The organism is Salmonella sp. SJTUF15581 (genome assembly GCF_043356775.1).
Taxonomy (GTDB): domain Bacteria; phylum Pseudomonadota; class Gammaproteobacteria; order Enterobacterales; family Enterobacteriaceae; genus Salmonella; species Salmonella enterica.
On sequence record NZ_JBEUJY010000010.1, the window covers coordinates 57196 to 72628 of the forward strand.

At 54.6% G+C, this 15433-nt stretch carries 13 protein-coding genes; 10 read left to right on the forward strand and 3 right to left on the reverse strand.

Going from position 1 to position 15433, the window contains the following annotated elements; translation table 11 throughout:
• Positions 1-265: 265 nt before the first annotated feature.
• Entirely contained in the window at positions 266-1885 is a 1620-nt protein-coding gene (gene pckA / locus ABVN36_RS17045; protein WP_001265689.1) for a phosphoenolpyruvate carboxykinase (ATP), read from the forward strand.
• A gap of 74 nt (positions 1886-1959) precedes the next feature.
• Here pckA and envZ read toward each other — a convergent pair whose 3' ends face one another.
• Both envZ and ompR read right to left on the reverse strand, forming a co-directional pair.
• Positions 1960-3312, reverse strand: coding sequence for a two-component system sensor histidine kinase EnvZ (envZ, locus tag ABVN36_RS17050; RefSeq protein WP_001253818.1), 1353 nt, complete (start codon positions 3310-3312; stop codon positions 1960-1962).
• Complete coding sequence (gene ompR, locus ABVN36_RS17055; protein ID WP_001157751.1) at positions 3309-4028, reverse strand: two-component system response regulator OmpR; 720 nt, start codon at positions 4026-4028, stop codon at positions 3309-3311. The genes envZ and ompR overlap by 4 nt, the downstream gene beginning before the upstream one ends.
• 225 nt (positions 4029-4253) lie before the next feature.
• Between ompR and greB the strand changes: the two genes are divergently transcribed.
• The 6 genes from greB (at position 4254) to ABVN36_RS17085 (ending at position 11567) form a co-directional block, all read left to right on the forward strand.
• On the forward strand, positions 4254-4727 hold the full coding sequence (greB, locus tag ABVN36_RS17060) for a transcription elongation factor GreB (protein ID WP_000856695.1): 474 nt from the start codon (positions 4254-4256) through the stop codon (positions 4725-4727).
• 98 nt (positions 4728-4825) lie between these two features.
• Positions 4826-7156: a Tex family protein gene (locus tag ABVN36_RS17065; protein ID WP_023138606.1), complete on the forward strand. Its 2331-nt coding sequence runs from the start codon at positions 4826-4828 to the stop codon at positions 7154-7156.
• Between the two features lie 436 nt (positions 7157-7592).
• Entirely contained in the window at positions 7593-7820 is a 228-nt protein-coding gene (gene feoA / locus ABVN36_RS17070) for a ferrous iron transporter A (RefSeq protein WP_001160955.1), read from the forward strand.
• Positions 7821-7838: 18 nt separating this feature from the next.
• Positions 7839-10157 carry a Fe(2+) transporter permease subunit FeoB gene (gene feoB / locus ABVN36_RS17075; protein ID WP_000736983.1) on the forward strand — a complete coding sequence of 773 codons (2319 nt, stop codon included), beginning with the start codon at positions 7839-7841 and terminating at the stop codon, positions 10155-10157.
• Positions 10158-10169: 12 nt separating this feature from the next.
• Positions 10170-10406, forward strand: coding sequence for a [Fe-S]-dependent transcriptional repressor FeoC (gene feoC, locus ABVN36_RS17080; protein ID WP_000157587.1), 237 nt, complete (start codon positions 10170-10172; stop codon positions 10404-10406).
• 234 nt (positions 10407-10640) lie between these two features.
• Complete coding sequence (locus ABVN36_RS17085) at positions 10641-11567, forward strand: Rpn family recombination-promoting nuclease/putative transposase (protein WP_000235954.1); 927 nt, start codon at positions 10641-10643, stop codon at positions 11565-11567.
• 35 nt (positions 11568-11602) lie between these two features.
• Here ABVN36_RS17085 and bioH read toward each other — a convergent pair whose 3' ends face one another.
• The gene (gene bioH / locus ABVN36_RS17090; RefSeq protein WP_023138605.1) at positions 11603-12373 is read right to left on the reverse strand and encodes a pimeloyl-ACP methyl ester esterase BioH; all 771 of its coding nucleotides are present in this window, start codon (positions 12371-12373) and stop codon (positions 11603-11605) included.
• 37 nt (positions 12374-12410) lie between these two features.
• On the opposite strand from bioH, the gene gntX reads away from it, so the two are divergent.
• From gntX to gntT, 3 genes are all read left to right on the forward strand, one after another.
• A complete protein-coding gene (gntX, locus tag ABVN36_RS17095; protein ID WP_000958733.1) occupies positions 12411-13094 on the forward strand; it encodes a DNA utilization protein GntX in 684 nt (227 codons plus the stop codon).
• A 58-nt stretch (positions 13095-13152) separates the two neighbouring features.
• Positions 13153-13728 (forward strand): Fe-S biogenesis protein NfuA, encoded by a 576-nt coding sequence (gene nfuA, locus ABVN36_RS17100; protein WP_000619387.1) that lies wholly within the window; start codon positions 13153-13155, stop codon positions 13726-13728.
• Between the two features lie 376 nt (positions 13729-14104).
• Positions 14105-15421, forward strand: a complete 1317-nt coding sequence (gntT, locus tag ABVN36_RS17105) for a gluconate transporter (RefSeq protein ID WP_001131741.1) — start codon at positions 14105-14107, stop codon at positions 15419-15421.
• Positions 15422-15433: the final 12 nt, after the last annotated feature.

The window sequence follows — 15433 nt, forward strand, 5'->3', positions numbered from 1 at the left end:
TGGTGTTACGTAACTTTCTTACATGAATGCGATTACAGTCACATTATGTCGGTCAAAAACACTTCCTTTTAACGTTTTCAGAACATTTTCCACAACAAAAGTAGGTTTCCTGCCATAATAACCGCCGCTGCGTGACAGGAGTCACAGTGTTTTTCGTCAATCGTGATTTTGTCCAGATACGTAAATCTATGAGCCTTGTCGCGGTTAACCAACCTCAAAAAACCTTACTATTTTCGGTAATATATATTGGCTAAGGAGCAGTGATATGCGCGTTAACAATTTAACCCCGCAAGATCTCAAGGCTTATGGTATCAATGACGTCCAGGATATCGTTTACAATCCCAGCTACGACACCCTTTACCAGGAAGAACTTAATCCTGGTCTGGAAGGCTATGAGCGTGGCGTGTTAACTAACCTGGGCGCTGTTGCCGTTGATACCGGTATTTTTACCGGTCGTTCGCCTAAGGATAAGTATATTGTTCGCGACGACACCACGCGTGATACGCTGTGGTGGTCCGATAAGGGTAAAGGTAAAAACGATAATAAGCCGCTTTCTCAGGAAACCTGGCAACACCTGAAAGGTCTGGTGACGCATCAGCTTTCCGGTAAACGCTTATTCATTGTTGATGCGTTCTGCGGCGCAAATGCCGATACGCGTCTTTCCGTGCGCTTTATTACGGAAGTCGCCTGGCAGGCCCACTTCGTTAAAAATATGTTCATTCGCCCAACGGACGAAGAGCTGGTAGGCTTCAAACCTGACTTTATTGTCATGAACGGCGCGAAGTGCACCAACCCGCAGTGGAAAGAGCAAGGGCTGAACTCGGAAAACTTCGTGGCGTTCAACCTGACTGAACGTATTCAGCTTATTGGCGGCACCTGGTACGGCGGCGAAATGAAAAAAGGGATGTTCTCGGTAATGAACTACCTGCTGCCGCTCAAAGGTATCGCCTCAATGCACTGTTCCGCCAACGTGGGTGAAAAAGGCGATGTCGCGGTCTTCTTCGGCCTTTCCGGTACCGGAAAAACCACTCTGTCCACCGACCCGAAACGTCGTCTGATTGGCGATGATGAGCACGGTTGGGATGACGACGGCGTGTTCAACTTTGAAGGCGGCTGCTACGCCAAAACCATCAAACTGTCGAAAGAAGCGGAGCCAGAAATTTATCATGCGATTCGCCGTGATGCGCTGCTGGAAAACGTCACCGTGCGCGAAGACGGCACCGTTGATTTCGACGATGGTTCCAAAACCGAAAACACCCGCGTCTCTTACCCGATCTATCATATCGATAACATCGTTAAGCCCGTGTCCAAAGCAGGTCACGCCACCAAGGTTATCTTCCTGACGGCGGACGCCTTCGGCGTGTTGCCGCCGGTTTCCCGTTTAACCGCTAACCAGACGCAGTACCACTTCCTGTCGGGTTTCACCGCTAAACTGGCCGGCACCGAACGCGGCGTCACCGAACCGACCCCCACCTTCTCCGCCTGCTTCGGCGCCGCGTTCCTGACGCTGCACCCGACGCAGTATGCTGAGGTGCTGGTGAAACGTATGCAGGCAGCAGGCGCGCAGGCTTATCTGGTTAACACCGGCTGGAATGGCACCGGCAAACGTATCTCCATCAAAGATACGCGCGCGATTATCGACGCCATTCTGAACGGTTCTCTTGATAACGCGGAAACCTTCCGTCTGCCGCTGTTCGATCTGGCGATCCCGACTGAACTGCCAGGCGTGGATACCCACATTCTCGACCCGCGTAACACCTACGCGTCGCCGGAACAATGGCAGGAAAAAGCCACCGCGCTGGCGAAACTGTTCATTGAGAACTTCGAGAAGTATACGGATACCCCGGCAGGCGAAGCGCTGGTTAGCGCCGGACCGAAGCTGTAAGGGACAGGCCGGATGGCGGCTTTGAACAGCGTCATCCAGCGTTAAGAAGAAAGGGAGGGTAATACCTCCCTTTCTTATGCCTCTTTTGTCGTCCCCTGGACGCGAGCCACAGGAACCGGTAGCCAGGCGCGAATTGACAAGCCGCCACGCTCGCTGGTGCCAATCTCCAGCATTCCGTTATGGTTATCGATAATGCGCTGTACAATCGCCAACCCCAGCCCTGTGCCGCTGGTGCTACGGGCGCTGTCGCCACGCACGAAAGGCTGGAACAGATGTTTACGCTGCTCCGGCTTAATGCCCGGCCCGTCATCTTCTACCTGGAACCAGGCGCGATGCGACTCGGTGCCGCTGCTGACCTTAATCCAGCCGTTGCCATAACGGGCAGCATTGACCACCATATTCGCCACCGCGCGCTTAATCGAGAGCGGGTGCATTTTCACCTGGATGCTGCCTGCCTGAAGCGCAGTGTTAATCTCACGCTCATAGCCGCTTTCCGCCGCAATCACTTCGCCCAGTACGGAATTGAGATCCGCCATCTCCATTGGCATTTCCTGACCGGTACGCAGATAGTCAATAAACTGTTCGATAATGGCGTTACACTCTTCGATGTCTTTATTGATCGACTCCGCGAGATAACCGTCTTCCTCGCCCATCATCTCCGTCGCCAGACGAATACGGGTCAGCGGCGTGCGCAAGTCGTGGCTGACGCCCGCCATCAATAGCGTACGGTCATCGGCCAATTGTTTCACGCCGGCGGCCATATGGTTAAACGCCCGGGTCACAGAGCGCACCTCAGAGGCGCCATATTCACGCAGCGGCGGCGGAATAATTCCCTTCCCTACCTGCAGGGCGGCATGTTCAAGATCCACTAACGGTCGATTCTGTATACGAATAAACAGCCACGCGCCGCCTATCGCCAGGAGCATGATCGCCAGCGTGTAACGGAAAAGCGGAGAAAAATCGCCCTGATGAATCTCGGTCAGCGGCACGCGCACCCAGATATTGGGCGACAGCCAGGTTTTGAGCCACACGACGGGCGAGCTTTTGTTGACCTCAACGCGCACTTCCGTCGGGCCGCCTAATTGCTGCGCCATCTGGTGGCTTAAGAATTCGTAGTGTTGCGCCCAACGCAGCCCGGCCTCTTCAGCGGCTTCGTTGGTGTAGAGAGAGATCCCCAGCTCGCGATAGATTTCCCGGCGAAACGCAGGCGGCACGACTAACTGCGTGCCGTCCTCCAGTTGCAGCTTATCGGTCATCAGCATACGGACTTCGTAAGCCAGAACCTTATTAAACTGCTGGAGGCTCGGCAAAATCGCGAAGTTCAGCACCACCAGGTAGGTCGTCACCAGGCTGACGAACAGCAAGGTGACGATGAGCAACAGCGTGCGGGCAAATGAACTTCGCGGCGAGAAGCGCATTCGCCTCATGCTTTAGAACCGTCCGGTACAAAGACGTAGCCCAGGCCCCATACGGTTTGAATATAACGCGGATGCGCCGGATCTTCCTCCACCATACGGCGCAGGCGGGAGATCTGGACGTCGATGGAGCGTTCCATCGCGGAATACTCGCGGCCACGGGCCAGATTCATCAGCTTATCGCGAGAGAGCGGCTCGCGCGGATGGCTGACTAACGCTTTCAGTACCGCAAACTCCCCGCTGGTCAGCGGCATCGGTTCATCTTCACGGAACATCTCGCGCGTACCGAGGTTCAATTTAAACTTACCGAACGCGATAACGGCCTCTTCCTGCGACGGCGCGCCGGGCAGTTCGTTTGCCTGACGACGTAGCACGGCGCGAATACGCGCCAACAGCTCGCGCGGGTTAAACGGTTTAGGAATGTAGTCATCGGCGCCGATTTCCAGCCCGACGATACGGTCAACCTCTTCACCCTTCGCCGTGACCATAATGATCGGCATTGGATTACTTTGACTACGCAGGCGACGACAAATCGACAGACCATCTTCACCTGGCAGCATTAAATCCAGTACCATGAGATGGAAAGATTCACGGGTCAGCAGACGATCCATCTGCTCGGCGTTAGCGACGCTTCGAACCTGGAAGCCCTGCTCGGTCAGATAACGTTCCAGTAGCGCCCGCAGACGCATATCGTCATCAACCACCAGAATCTTATAATTCTCTTGCATTGTCTGTACTCCCAAAGGTTCGCAACAAATGTAAGTGTGTATTCTTAAAAAAGCTCACGTGAGTCACCAGCAAATTCTGGTATGAATTTCAGGCTAAATTGTTACAAAGCATATTTAACAGCAGCTTAAATATACAATTAATCGGCAACCCCATTATTTATTCTGTCGGGACGATCACGTTATACCCCGTGTGCGCAATATCGACAGCAAAGGTAAATCAACGAGATGAAAACGCCCCTGATCACCCGCGAAGGGTACGAAACACTCAAACAAGAGCTCAATTATCTCTGGCGTGAAGAGCGCCCGGAGGTCACCAAAAAAGTGACCTGGGCTGCGAGTCTGGGCGACCGCAGCGAGAATGCCGACTATCAGTATAATAAAAAGCGCCTGCGTGAGATCGACAGACGCGTCAGATATCTGACCAAATGCATGGAAAATCTCAAAATCGTGGATTATTCCCCGCAGCAGGAGGGCAAAGTCTTCTTCGGCGCCTGGGTGGAAATTGAAAATGATGACGGCGATACGCTGAAGTTCCGCATTGTCGGCTACGATGAAATTTTCGGACGTAAGGATTACATCTCTATCGACTCGCCGATGGCGCGGGCGCTACTGAAAAAAGAAGTGGGCGATCTGGCGGTGGTCAACACCCCTGTCGGCGAAGCAAACTGGTACGTCAATGCGATCGAATACGTCAAATAAGACAAGAAGAATCCTAAGCCCCCGCTGATGGCTGGCATTTTTGCCAGCCAATCCGTATAACTATCCCCTGATTTTTATCCTGAAGACGAAGCTAACCCATGATGAATGATTCTTTCTGCCGCATTATTGCGGGTGAAATCCAGGCAAATGCCGGGCAGGTTGAAGCTGCCGTTCGCCTGCTTGACGAAGGGAACACCGTGCCGTTTATCGCACGTTATCGTAAAGAAATCACCGGCGGTCTGGATGACACGCAGTTGCGTAACCTGGAAACGCGTCTGGGCTATCTGCGTGAGCTGGAAGACAGGCGTCAGGCCATCCTCAAGTCCATTTCCGAACAAGGCAAACTGACCGATGAGCTGGCTGGCGCCATCAACGCTACGTTAAGTAAGACCGAGCTCGAAGACCTCTACCTGCCCTATAAACCTAAACGCCGCACCCGTGGACAAATCGCCATTGAAGCCGGCCTTGAGCCGCTGGCCGATCTGCTCTGGAACGAGCCGTCCCACGATCCTGACGTGGAAGCGGCAAAGTACATTGATGGCGACAAAGGCGTGGCGGACACGAAAGCCGCGCTCGACGGCGCACGCTACATTCTGATGGAGCGCTTTGCCGAAGACGCCGCATTGCTGGCGAAAGTGCGTGATTACCTGTGGAAGAACGCCCATCTGGTCGCCACAGTCGTGAACGGCAAAGAGGAAGAAGGGGCAAAATTCCGCGACTATTTCGACCATCATGAGCCCATTGCTAACGTCCCGTCTCACCGTGCGCTGGCCATGTTCCGTGGTCGTAACGAAGGCATTCTGCAACTTTCGCTCAATGCCGACCCACAGTTTGATGAGCCGCCGAAAGAGAGCTACTGCGAGCAGATCATCATGGACCATCTCGGCCTGCGGCTAAATAACGCCCCGGCGGATAGCTGGCGCAAAGGCGTAGTGAGCTGGACGTGGCGTATCAAAGTCTTAATGCACCTCGAAACCGAACTGATGGGCACCGTGCGCGAACGTGCGGAAGATGAAGCGATTAACGTGTTTGCCCGTAACCTGCACGATCTGCTGATGGCAGCCCCCGCTGGCCTGCGCGCCACAATGGGCCTTGATCCTGGCCTGCGTACCGGCGTAAAAGTCGCTGTCGTTGACGGCACCGGCAAGCTGGTGGCGACGGATACCATTTATCCGCATACCGGTCAGGCGGCCAAAGCGGCGACCGTGATCGCCGCGCTGTGCGAAAAATACCACGTCGAACTGGTCGCGATTGGCAACGGTACGGCCTCGCGTGAAACCGAACGCTTCTATCTCGACGTACAGAAACAGTTCCCGAACGTGACGGCGCAGAAAGTGATCGTCAGCGAAGCGGGGGCGTCCGTGTATTCCGCTTCTGAGCTGGCGGCGCAGGAGTTTCCGGATCTCGACGTCTCCCTGCGCGGCGCGGTCTCTATCGCGCGTCGTCTGCAGGATCCGCTGGCGGAACTGGTGAAAATCGATCCGAAATCCATCGGCGTCGGCCAATATCAACACGATGTCAGCCAGACCCAGTTGGCCCGTAAACTGGATGCGGTGGTCGAAGACTGCGTAAACGCCGTCGGCGTCGATTTGAATACCGCCTCCGTACCGCTGCTGACCCGCGTCGCGGGCTTAACGCGCATGATGGCGCAAAACATCGTCGCCTGGCGCGATGAGAACGGTCAGTTCCAGAATCGCCAGCAACTGTTGAAGGTGAGCCGTCTGGGGCCGAAAGCGTTTGAACAGTGCGCGGGCTTCCTGCGTATTAACCACGGCGATAACCCGCTGGATGCGTCCACCGTCCACCCGGAAGCCTATCCGGTTGTCGAACGCATTCTGGCGGCGACGCAGCAAGCGCTAAAAGATCTGATGGGCAACAGCAACGAATTGCGTCACCTCAAGGCCGCTGATTTTACCGACGATAAATTCGGCGTGCCGACCGTGAGCGATATCATCAAAGAGCTGGAAAAACCGGGCCGCGACCCGCGTCCTGAATTTAAAACCGCGCAATTCGCCGATGGCGTCGAAACCATGAACGACCTGCTGCCGGGGATGATTCTGGAAGGGGCGGTCACTAACGTCACTAACTTCGGCGCGTTTGTCGATATCGGCGTTCATCAGGATGGCCTGGTGCATATCTCCTCGCTCTCGAATAAGTTCGTTGAAGATCCACACACCGTGGTGAAAGCGGGCGACATCGTGAAGGTGAAAGTGCTGGAAGTGGATCTGCAACGTAAGCGTATCGCGCTGACGATGCGTCTGGACGAACAGCCCGGCGAAACCGCCGCTCGCCGCGGCGGCGGCGCCGATCGCGCTCAGGGCAACCGCCCGGCATCAAAAGCGGCGAAACCGCGCGGTCGTGACGCCCAGCCAGCCGGTAACAGCGCCATGATGGACGCGCTGGCAGCGGCAATGGGAAAAAAACGCTAATCGGGTAATACGCAGGCCGGGTTACTTCTTATCCGGCCTGCGATTTTGCAATACGTCCAACCCTTTCTTTTTTAATTAACAATTAAATCTTACCCATTAGAATCTGTTAATTAATTTCCTTCTGCTATCCGCACTATTAATTATCACTTTATTAACAGATGAAACCTTAATTAAACATTAAAAACGGTGAATATTTGCACATTAGGGGTATTTGCAAAAAGACAAATAAATGTTGAGCCATATCAACATCGGCGCAAATTATCGCTTATTTGTACATTCCGTCACATTTTAATCGTTGAAGATAGAAACCATTCTCATTATCATTGTGTTGTTGATTATTTACTCTTTCCTTCGTTGGCTAAACATCGGGTCTCCTGCCGCCCCCCTGAGCGCCGCATGAGGTATACATCCAGTTAGTAAGAAACAAGTAGGTCGTATGCAATTCACTCCTGACACTGCGTGGAAAATCACCGGCTTTGCGCGTGAAATCAGCCCGGCGTATCGTCAAAAACTGCTTTCGCTCGGCATGTTGCCCGGCTCTTCATTTAATGTCGTCCGCGTCGCGCCCTTAGGCGATCCGATCCATATCGAAACACGACGCGTGAGTCTGGTTTTGCGTAAAAAGGATTTGGCGTTAATAGAAGTGGAAGCGGTTTCCTGTTAATACAGTGAGTCTATAAAAATGAAAAAATTAACCATTGGTTTAATTGGTAATCCTAATTCCGGCAAGACCACCTTATTTAACCAACTCACCGGCGCGCGTCAGCGCGTGGGGAACTGGGCGGGCGTCACCGTCGAGCGTAAAGAGGGCCAGTTCGCGACAACTGACCACCAGGTCACGCTGGTAGATTTACCCGGCACCTATTCTCTGACGACCATCTCGTCACAAACCTCTCTCGACGAACAGATCGCCTGCCACTACATCCTGAGCGGCGACGCCGACCTGTTGATAAACGTTGTGGACGCCTCCAATCTGGAGCGCAACCTCTATTTGACGCTGCAACTGCTGGAGCTGGGTATTCCCTGTATTGTCGCGCTCAACATGCTGGATATCGCCGAAAAACAGCAGGTTCGTATTGATGTCGACGCTCTGTCCACGCGTCTGGGTTGCCCTGTCGTACCGCTGGTATCGACTCGCGGTCGCGGTATCGAGGCGCTGAAACTGGCCATTGACCGTCACAACGCTAACGACAACGTCGAACTGGTGCATTATGCCCAGCCGCTGCTGCGCGAAGCAGGTTTCCTGGCCGACGCGATGGCCCAGGAGATGCCTTTACAACAGCGCCGCTGGCTGGGTCTGCAAATGCTGGAGGGCGATATCTACAGCCGGGCTTACGCAGGCGAGGCGGCGCAAAACCTGGACACCTCCCTGGCCCGTCTGAAGGACGAAATGGACGACCCGGCGCTGCATATCGCCGACGCCCGTTACCAGTGTATCGCCGCTATTTGCGACGTGGTCAGCAATACCCTGACAGCCGAACCCAGTCGCTTCACCAGGGCGGTCGATAAAATTATCCTGAACCGCTTCCTCGGCTTACCGATTTTTTTGTTCGTGATGTACCTGATGTTCCTGCTCGCCATTAACATCGGCGGCGCGTTGCAACCCCTGTTTGATGCCGGTTCCGTCGCCATCTTTATTCATGGCATTCAATGGATTGGCTACACGTTGCACTTCCCGGATTGGTTAACCATCTTCCTGGCGCAAGGTCTTGGCGGCGGGATCAATACCGTCCTGCCGCTGGTGCCGCAAATCGGGATGATGTACCTGTTCCTCTCCTTCCTTGAAGACTCCGGTTATATGGCGCGCGCGGCCTTCGTCATGGATCGCCTGATGCAGGCGCTGGGACTACCGGGTAAATCCTTCGTGCCGCTGATTGTCGGCTTCGGCTGTAACGTACCTTCCGTGATGGGCGCCCGCACGCTTGACGCTCCGCGCGAACGCCTGATGACCATCATGATGGCGCCGTTTATGTCCTGTGGCGCGCGTCTGGCGATTTTCGCCGTCTTTGCCGCCGCCTTCTTCGGGCAAAACGGCGCGCTGGCGGTCTTCTCGCTGTACGTGCTGGGTATTGTCATGGCGGTATTAACCGGCCTGATGCTGAAGCATACCATTATGCGCGGCGAAGCCTCTCCGTTTGTGATGGAGCTGCCGGTTTACCACGTCCCGCATATCAAGAGCCTGATCATCCAGACCTGGCAACGCCTGAAAGGTTTTGTACTACGCGCCGGTAAAGTCATTATCATCGTGAGTATTTTCCTGAGCGCGTTTAACAGTTTCTCGCTGAGCGGCAAAATCGTCGATAACATTAATGACTCCGCCCTCGCCTCTGTAAGCCGGGTCATCACGCCAGTCTTTAAACCGATCGGCGTCCATGAGGATAACTGGCAAGCGACCGTGGGTCTGTTTACGGGCGCCATGGCGAAAGAGGTTGTCGTCGGTACGCTGAACACGCTCTACACCGCCGAAAATATTCAGGACGAAGCGTTTAATCCTGCCGACTTTCACCTCGGCGATGAACTGCTGGGCGCGGTTGACGATACCTGGCAAAGCCTGAAAGACACCTTTAGCCTGAGCGTACTGGCTAACCCGATCGAAGCGAGTAAAGGCGACGGCGAAATGGCGACCGGCGCGATGGGCGTGATGGATCAAAAATTCGGCAGCGCCGCGGCGGCGTACAGTTACCTGATTTTCGTCCTGCTTTACGTACCGTGTATCTCGGTAATGGGCGCTATCGCCCGCGAGTCCAGCCGCGGCTGGATGGGCTTCTCCATCCTGTGGGGGCTGAATATCGCCTATTCGCTCGCCACGCTGTTCTACCAGGTTACCAGCTTCAGTCAGCACCCGACGTACAGCCTGATCTGTATTCTGGCAGTGATCGTCTTTAACGTTGTGGTGTTAAGCCTGTTACGCCGCGCCCGCAGCCGTGTAGACATTGAACTGCTGGCAACCCGCAAAAACGTCAGTTCCTGTTGTTCGGGCACTGCGGGCAATTGTCACTAAGGGATGTAAAAAATGGCTTCATTGATACAGGTTCGCGATCTACTGGCGCTACGGGGGCGTATGGAGGCAACGCAGATCAGCCATACGCTGCACGCTCCGCAGCCCATGATCGACGCCATGCTGAATCAACTGGAGATCATGGGTAAAGCGGTACGTATCCCGGAAGAAGCGGACGGCTGCCTTTCAGGCAGCTGTAAAAGTTGTCCGGAAGGTAAAGCCTGCCTGCGCGAATGGTGGGCCTTGCGTTAACCTTCGCCGGGTAGCGACATAACGCGTCTTATCCGGCCTTTATCCCGCGTTATGTTGCCCGGTACGCGTCACGCTGCCGGGCAATTTTGCGTCATGCCTTCCACAAAGATGAAAGCGTTACCGCCGTGCGCATTTATCTCCCCACGCGCCTCGCAAGCGCACTAATCCTCTACTGCAATCAGCCCGGTCTGCGCGTAGTGTCACGCCATTGAACTTCACCGATGACGGATCGATATGGCGACCTCAACAACATCCACGCCGCATGACGCGGTATTCAAACAGTTTCTATGCCACCCCGATACTGCACGGGATTTTTTGGAAATTCATCTCCCGACGACATTACGTCAAATCTGTAATCTGAATACGTTACGGCTGGAGTCCGGTAGCTTTATTGAAGAGGATTTACGCCCCCATTATTCCGATATTCTGTGGTCGCTGGAAACGAGTGAAGGTGAAGGTTACATTTACGTGGTTATTGAACATCAGAGTACGCCGGACGCGCATATGGCATTTCGGCTGATGCGTTACGCAATGGCTGCAATGCAACGGCACCTGGAGGCCGGGCATAAGACGTTGCCGTTAGTGGTGCCAATGCTGTTTTATCACGGAAACCGCAGCCCGTATCCGTTCTCATTATGCTGGCTGGATGAATTTGCCGACCCGGTGATGGCGCGTAAGCTATACGCCACCGCCTTTCCTCTGGTCGATATTACGGTCGTGCCGGACGACGAGATTATGCGACACCGACGGGTCGCGCTGCTGGAACTCATACAAAAACACATCCGCCAGCGCGATCTGATGGGGCTTGTCGAACAGCTGGTCGCCCTGCTGGTTAAGGGATACGCTAATGACACCCAGCTTCAAAGTTTGTTTAATTACATGATGCACACTGGCGACGCCGCGCGCTTCAATACGTTTATCCGCCAGGTGGCTATGCGTATCCCACAGCATAAGGAGAAGATCATGACTATCGCAGACAGATTACGTCAGGAAGGACATCGTAACGGGTTACAGAAAGGGCTACAGCAAGGCAAACAGGAAGGCCAACGGCTCGCCGCATTGCGCATTGCCCGCTCCATGCTAAACGATGGTTTCGATCGCGATACCGTGCTTAGGGTTACCGGGCTGGCGCCTGCCGATCTGGCGTCTGAAAGCCATTAACCTTGCAGAATGGTCCGGGCCCGGCAACGCCCTGGTTACAGCGATGATTTTAGCGTCATCAGCGCCTGACAAAACGCCGCCGGATGCGAGATAAACGGCGCATGGGCCGCCTTCGCCATTATCTGTGATGTACTGTGCGGCCATAACGTATCGAGCAAAGGCACCATTTTACGCGGCACCAGACCGTCCAGATAACCATACAAACGCAAAAATGGCATGTTCACATTTTTAAGCGCTTCTCGTAGATCGACCGTTTTTAAGATTTCCAGTCCGCCATTGAGCACCTCTACATCCGGCATAGGCTGCGCCAGCACCACGCTTTTTAAGGTGCGGGCATCCTGACGCGCCGTCTCCGTCCCTAACGTTTGCAGCGCCAAAAAACGCTCCACCGTGCGCTGAAAATCGTCGCTAAGCTGCTGCTGGAATCCGCCGAGGATTTCTGGTTTTATTCCCGGCCACCCTTCACGCGCGCTAAAGCATGGCGAAGAGGCGACAGTCACCAGCGCCTGGACGCGTTCAGGGTGGGTGAGCGCCATCTGACTCGCCACCAGGCCACCCAGGCTCCAGCCAAGCCAGATAGCCTGGTCCGGCGCGTTTTTCGCTACCTGCGCCGTCATATCTTCAAGCGTCATGGCGCCAAACCCCGAGCTGCGACCATAGCCCGGCAAGTCGACCAGATGCAGCGTAAAATGCGAGCCGAGTTCCTCGCGAATGCAATGCCATACCTCCGCGTTCAATCCCCATCCGTGCAGCAGCACAAGATGACAATATCCCTCGCCGTAGGTCTGCCACCAGATGTCATTCATCAGTTACTGTTCTCTTTTGTCTAACAAGGATGCACCTATGCTAACAGTACCGGGATTATGCTGGCTATGCCGAATGCCGCTGGCGTTAAGCCACTGGGGGATTTGTTCCGTATGCGCGCGCGCCGTTCGTCAGCGCGTCAGCCTGTGTCCGCAATGTGGATTACCCGCCGCGCATCCTTCGCTCCCCTGCGGTCGCTGCCTGCAAAAACCTCCGCCCTGGCAGCGTCTGGTGAGCGTCAGTGACTATACGCCGCCCTTGAGTTTACTGGTGCATCAGCTTAAATTTACCCGCCGCAGCGAAATTGCCGCCGCACTGGCGCGTCTACTGTTGCAGGAAGTACTCATGGCGCGCCGCAGCACTGGCTTGCAGCTTCCCGACAGAATCGTCAGCGTTCCGCTCTGGTCGCGCCGACACTGGCGGCGGGGATTTAACCAAAGCGATCTGTTATGTCAACCGTTAGCGCGCTGGCTTGGCTGCGCGTGGGACAGCCAGACCATCACGCGGGTACGGGCGACCGCAACACAACATCATCTCAGCGCCAGGTTACGTAAGCGCAATTTGAAAAACGCGTTTCGCCTTGAATTGCCGGTACAGGGTCTCCATATGGTTATTGTGGATGATGTCGTCACTACCGGAAGTACCGTCGCGGAAATCGCGCAACTGCTTTTGCGCAACGGCGCAGCGACTGTCCAGGTATGGTGCCTGTGTCGAACCTTGTAGAGCCTCGATGATGGGCGTATTATAACCAACTAAAATAGTCAACTATTAGGCCATTACTATGATCCGTATTTCCGATGCTGCACAAGCGCACTTTGCCAAACTGCTGGCAAATCAGGAAGAAGGGACGCAAATCCGCGTATTTGTCATTAATCCCGGCACTCCTAACGCAGAGTGCGGCGTTTCTTATTGTCCGCCCGACGCCGTAGAAGCCACCGATACTGCACTGAAATTTGACCTGTTGACCGCTTATGTCGACGAGCTGAGCGCGCCCTATCTGGAAGACGCGGAAATTGATTTCGTGACCGACCAGCTAGGTTCTCAACTCACATTGAAAGCGCCAAACGCGAAGATGCGCAAAGTGGCCGATGACGCGCCGCTGATGGAGCGCGTGGAATATGCTCTGCAATCGCAGATTAACCCGCAGTTGGCGGGCCACGGCGGTCGCGTCTCGCTGATGGAAATTACCGATGAAGGCTATGCAATTCTGCAGTTTGGCGGCGGTTGTAACGGTTGCTCGATGGTTGACGTCACGCTGAAAGAAGGGATCGAGAAACAGTTACTGAATGAATTCCCGGAACTGAAAGGTGTTCGCGATCTGACCGAACACCAGCGCGGCGAGCACTCATACTACTAAGATTTTCCCCGCATCCATGCCCGATGGCGCTTGCGCCTGTCGGGCCTTATCTGCCCCACCGTAGGCCGAATAAGGCGTCTACGCCGCCATCCGGCGCTATCAGCCACATCTCAGAACGATGGTCCTTCTTCTTTCGCCGATAACATGACCTGTGTCTCATAATTTAAATTTTGCCTGCCAGGGTCATTTTCAACACCCATATGTTACCCGTATCATTCTTATGGGCACCTAACATCCATATAACATCTGACTACGCTCATTCGTTTCAACGGTAATCAGTATTGGTGCTATTGCGACTCTGTTCCCGTCGGGAACAACAGGAATTTGTCGTCGAAACAATGACGTTACCCATAACAAAGTAAAGGCCAGGTAAATCATGCCATTAGTCATCGTTGCTATCGGTGTTATCTTGTTACTTCTTCTGATGATCCGCTTCAAAATGAACGGATTTATCGCCCTTGTCCTGGTAGCGCTCGCTGTCGGGTTGATGCAGGGAATGCCGCTGGATAAAGTCATCGGCTCCATCAAAGCCGGTGTCGGCGGTACGCTTGGCAGTCTGGCCCTGATTATGGGGTTCGGTGCCATGCTGGGCAAAATGCTTGCCGACTGCGGCGGCGCTCAACGTATCGCCACTACCCTGATCGCGAAATTTGGTAAAAAGCATATTCAGTGGGCCGTAGTGTTAACCGGCTTTACCGTCGGCTTCGCTCTGTTCTATGAAGTGGGCTTCGTTCTGATGCTGCCGCTGGTATTCACCATTGCCGCAGCGGCGAATATCCCGTTACTGTACGTCGGCGTGCCGATGGCCGCGGCGCTCTCCGTCACACACGGCTTCCTGCCGCCGCACCCGGGCCCAACCGCGATCGCCACGATTTTTCATGCCGATATGGGTAAGACGCTGCTGTTTGGTACGATTCTGGCAATCCCGACCGTGATCCTTGCCGGACCGGTTTACGCCCGTTTTCTGAAAGGTATCGATAAGCCGATCCCGGAAGGCCTGTACAGCGCGAAAACCTTTACGGAAGAAGAGATGCCGGGCTTTGGCGTCAGCGTCTGGACGTCGCTGGTTCCGGTGATTCTGATGGCGATGCGTGCGGTTGCCGAGATGATTCTGCCAAAAGGCCACGCTTTCCTGCCCGTTGCCGAGTTCCTGGGCGACCCGGTAATGGCTACGTTAATTGCCGTACTGATTGCGATGTTCACCTTTGGCCTGAACCGCGGGCGTTCCATGGATCAGATTAACGATACGCTGGTCTCTTCCATCAAAATTATCGCCATGATGCTGCTGATCATCGGCGGCGGCGGCGCGTTCAAGCAGGTGCTGGTCGATAGCGGCGTGGATAAATACATCGCTTCAATGATGCATGAAACCAATGTCTCTCCGCTGTTGATGGCGTGGTCTATCGCGGCGGTGCTGCGTATCGCGCTGGGCTCTGCGACTGTCGCGGCGATTACCGCAGGCGGCATTGCGGCGCCGCTGATCGCCACTACCGGCGTTAGCCCTGAACTGATGGTTATCGCAGTCGGTTCCGGGAGCGTGATTTTCTCTCACGTCAACGACCCGGGCTTCTGGCTATTCAAAGAGTATTTCAATTTGACTATCGGCGAGACCATTAAATCCTGGTCGATGCTGGAAACGATCATCTCCGTCTGCGGCCTGATCGGCTGTCTGCTGCTGGGTATGGTGGTTTAAGCGAGGCGGCTT

What these genes read in the sequence shown, in the direction of transcription:
- pckA (WP_001265689.1), top strand. Translation starts at nt 266, where the DNA reads ATGCGCGTTAACAATTTAACCCCGCAAGATCTCAAGGCTTATGGTATC.
- envZ (WP_001253818.1), bottom strand. Translation starts at nt 3,312, where the DNA reads ATGAGGCGAATGCGCTTCTCGCCGCGAAGTTCATTTGCCCGCACGCTG.
- ompR (WP_001157751.1), bottom strand. Translation starts at nt 4,028, where the DNA reads ATGCAAGAGAATTATAAGATTCTGGTGGTTGATGACGATATGCGTCTG.
- greB (WP_000856695.1), top strand. Translation starts at nt 4,254, where the DNA reads ATGAAAACGCCCCTGATCACCCGCGAAGGGTACGAAACACTCAAACAA.
- ABVN36_RS17065 (WP_023138606.1), top strand. Translation starts at nt 4,826, where the DNA reads ATGATGAATGATTCTTTCTGCCGCATTATTGCGGGTGAAATCCAGGCA.
- feoA (WP_001160955.1), top strand. Translation starts at nt 7,593, where the DNA reads ATGCAATTCACTCCTGACACTGCGTGGAAAATCACCGGCTTTGCGCGT.
- feoB (WP_000736983.1), top strand. Translation starts at nt 7,839, where the DNA reads ATGAAAAAATTAACCATTGGTTTAATTGGTAATCCTAATTCCGGCAAG.
- feoC (WP_000157587.1), top strand. Translation starts at nt 10,170, where the DNA reads ATGGCTTCATTGATACAGGTTCGCGATCTACTGGCGCTACGGGGGCGT.
- ABVN36_RS17085 (WP_000235954.1), top strand. Translation starts at nt 10,641, where the DNA reads ATGGCGACCTCAACAACATCCACGCCGCATGACGCGGTATTCAAACAG.
- bioH (WP_023138605.1), bottom strand. Translation starts at nt 12,373, where the DNA reads ATGAATGACATCTGGTGGCAGACCTACGGCGAGGGATATTGTCATCTT.
- gntX (WP_000958733.1), top strand. Translation starts at nt 12,411, where the DNA reads ATGCTAACAGTACCGGGATTATGCTGGCTATGCCGAATGCCGCTGGCG.
- nfuA (WP_000619387.1), top strand. Translation starts at nt 13,153, where the DNA reads ATGATCCGTATTTCCGATGCTGCACAAGCGCACTTTGCCAAACTGCTG.
- gntT (WP_001131741.1), top strand. Translation starts at nt 14,105, where the DNA reads ATGCCATTAGTCATCGTTGCTATCGGTGTTATCTTGTTACTTCTTCTG.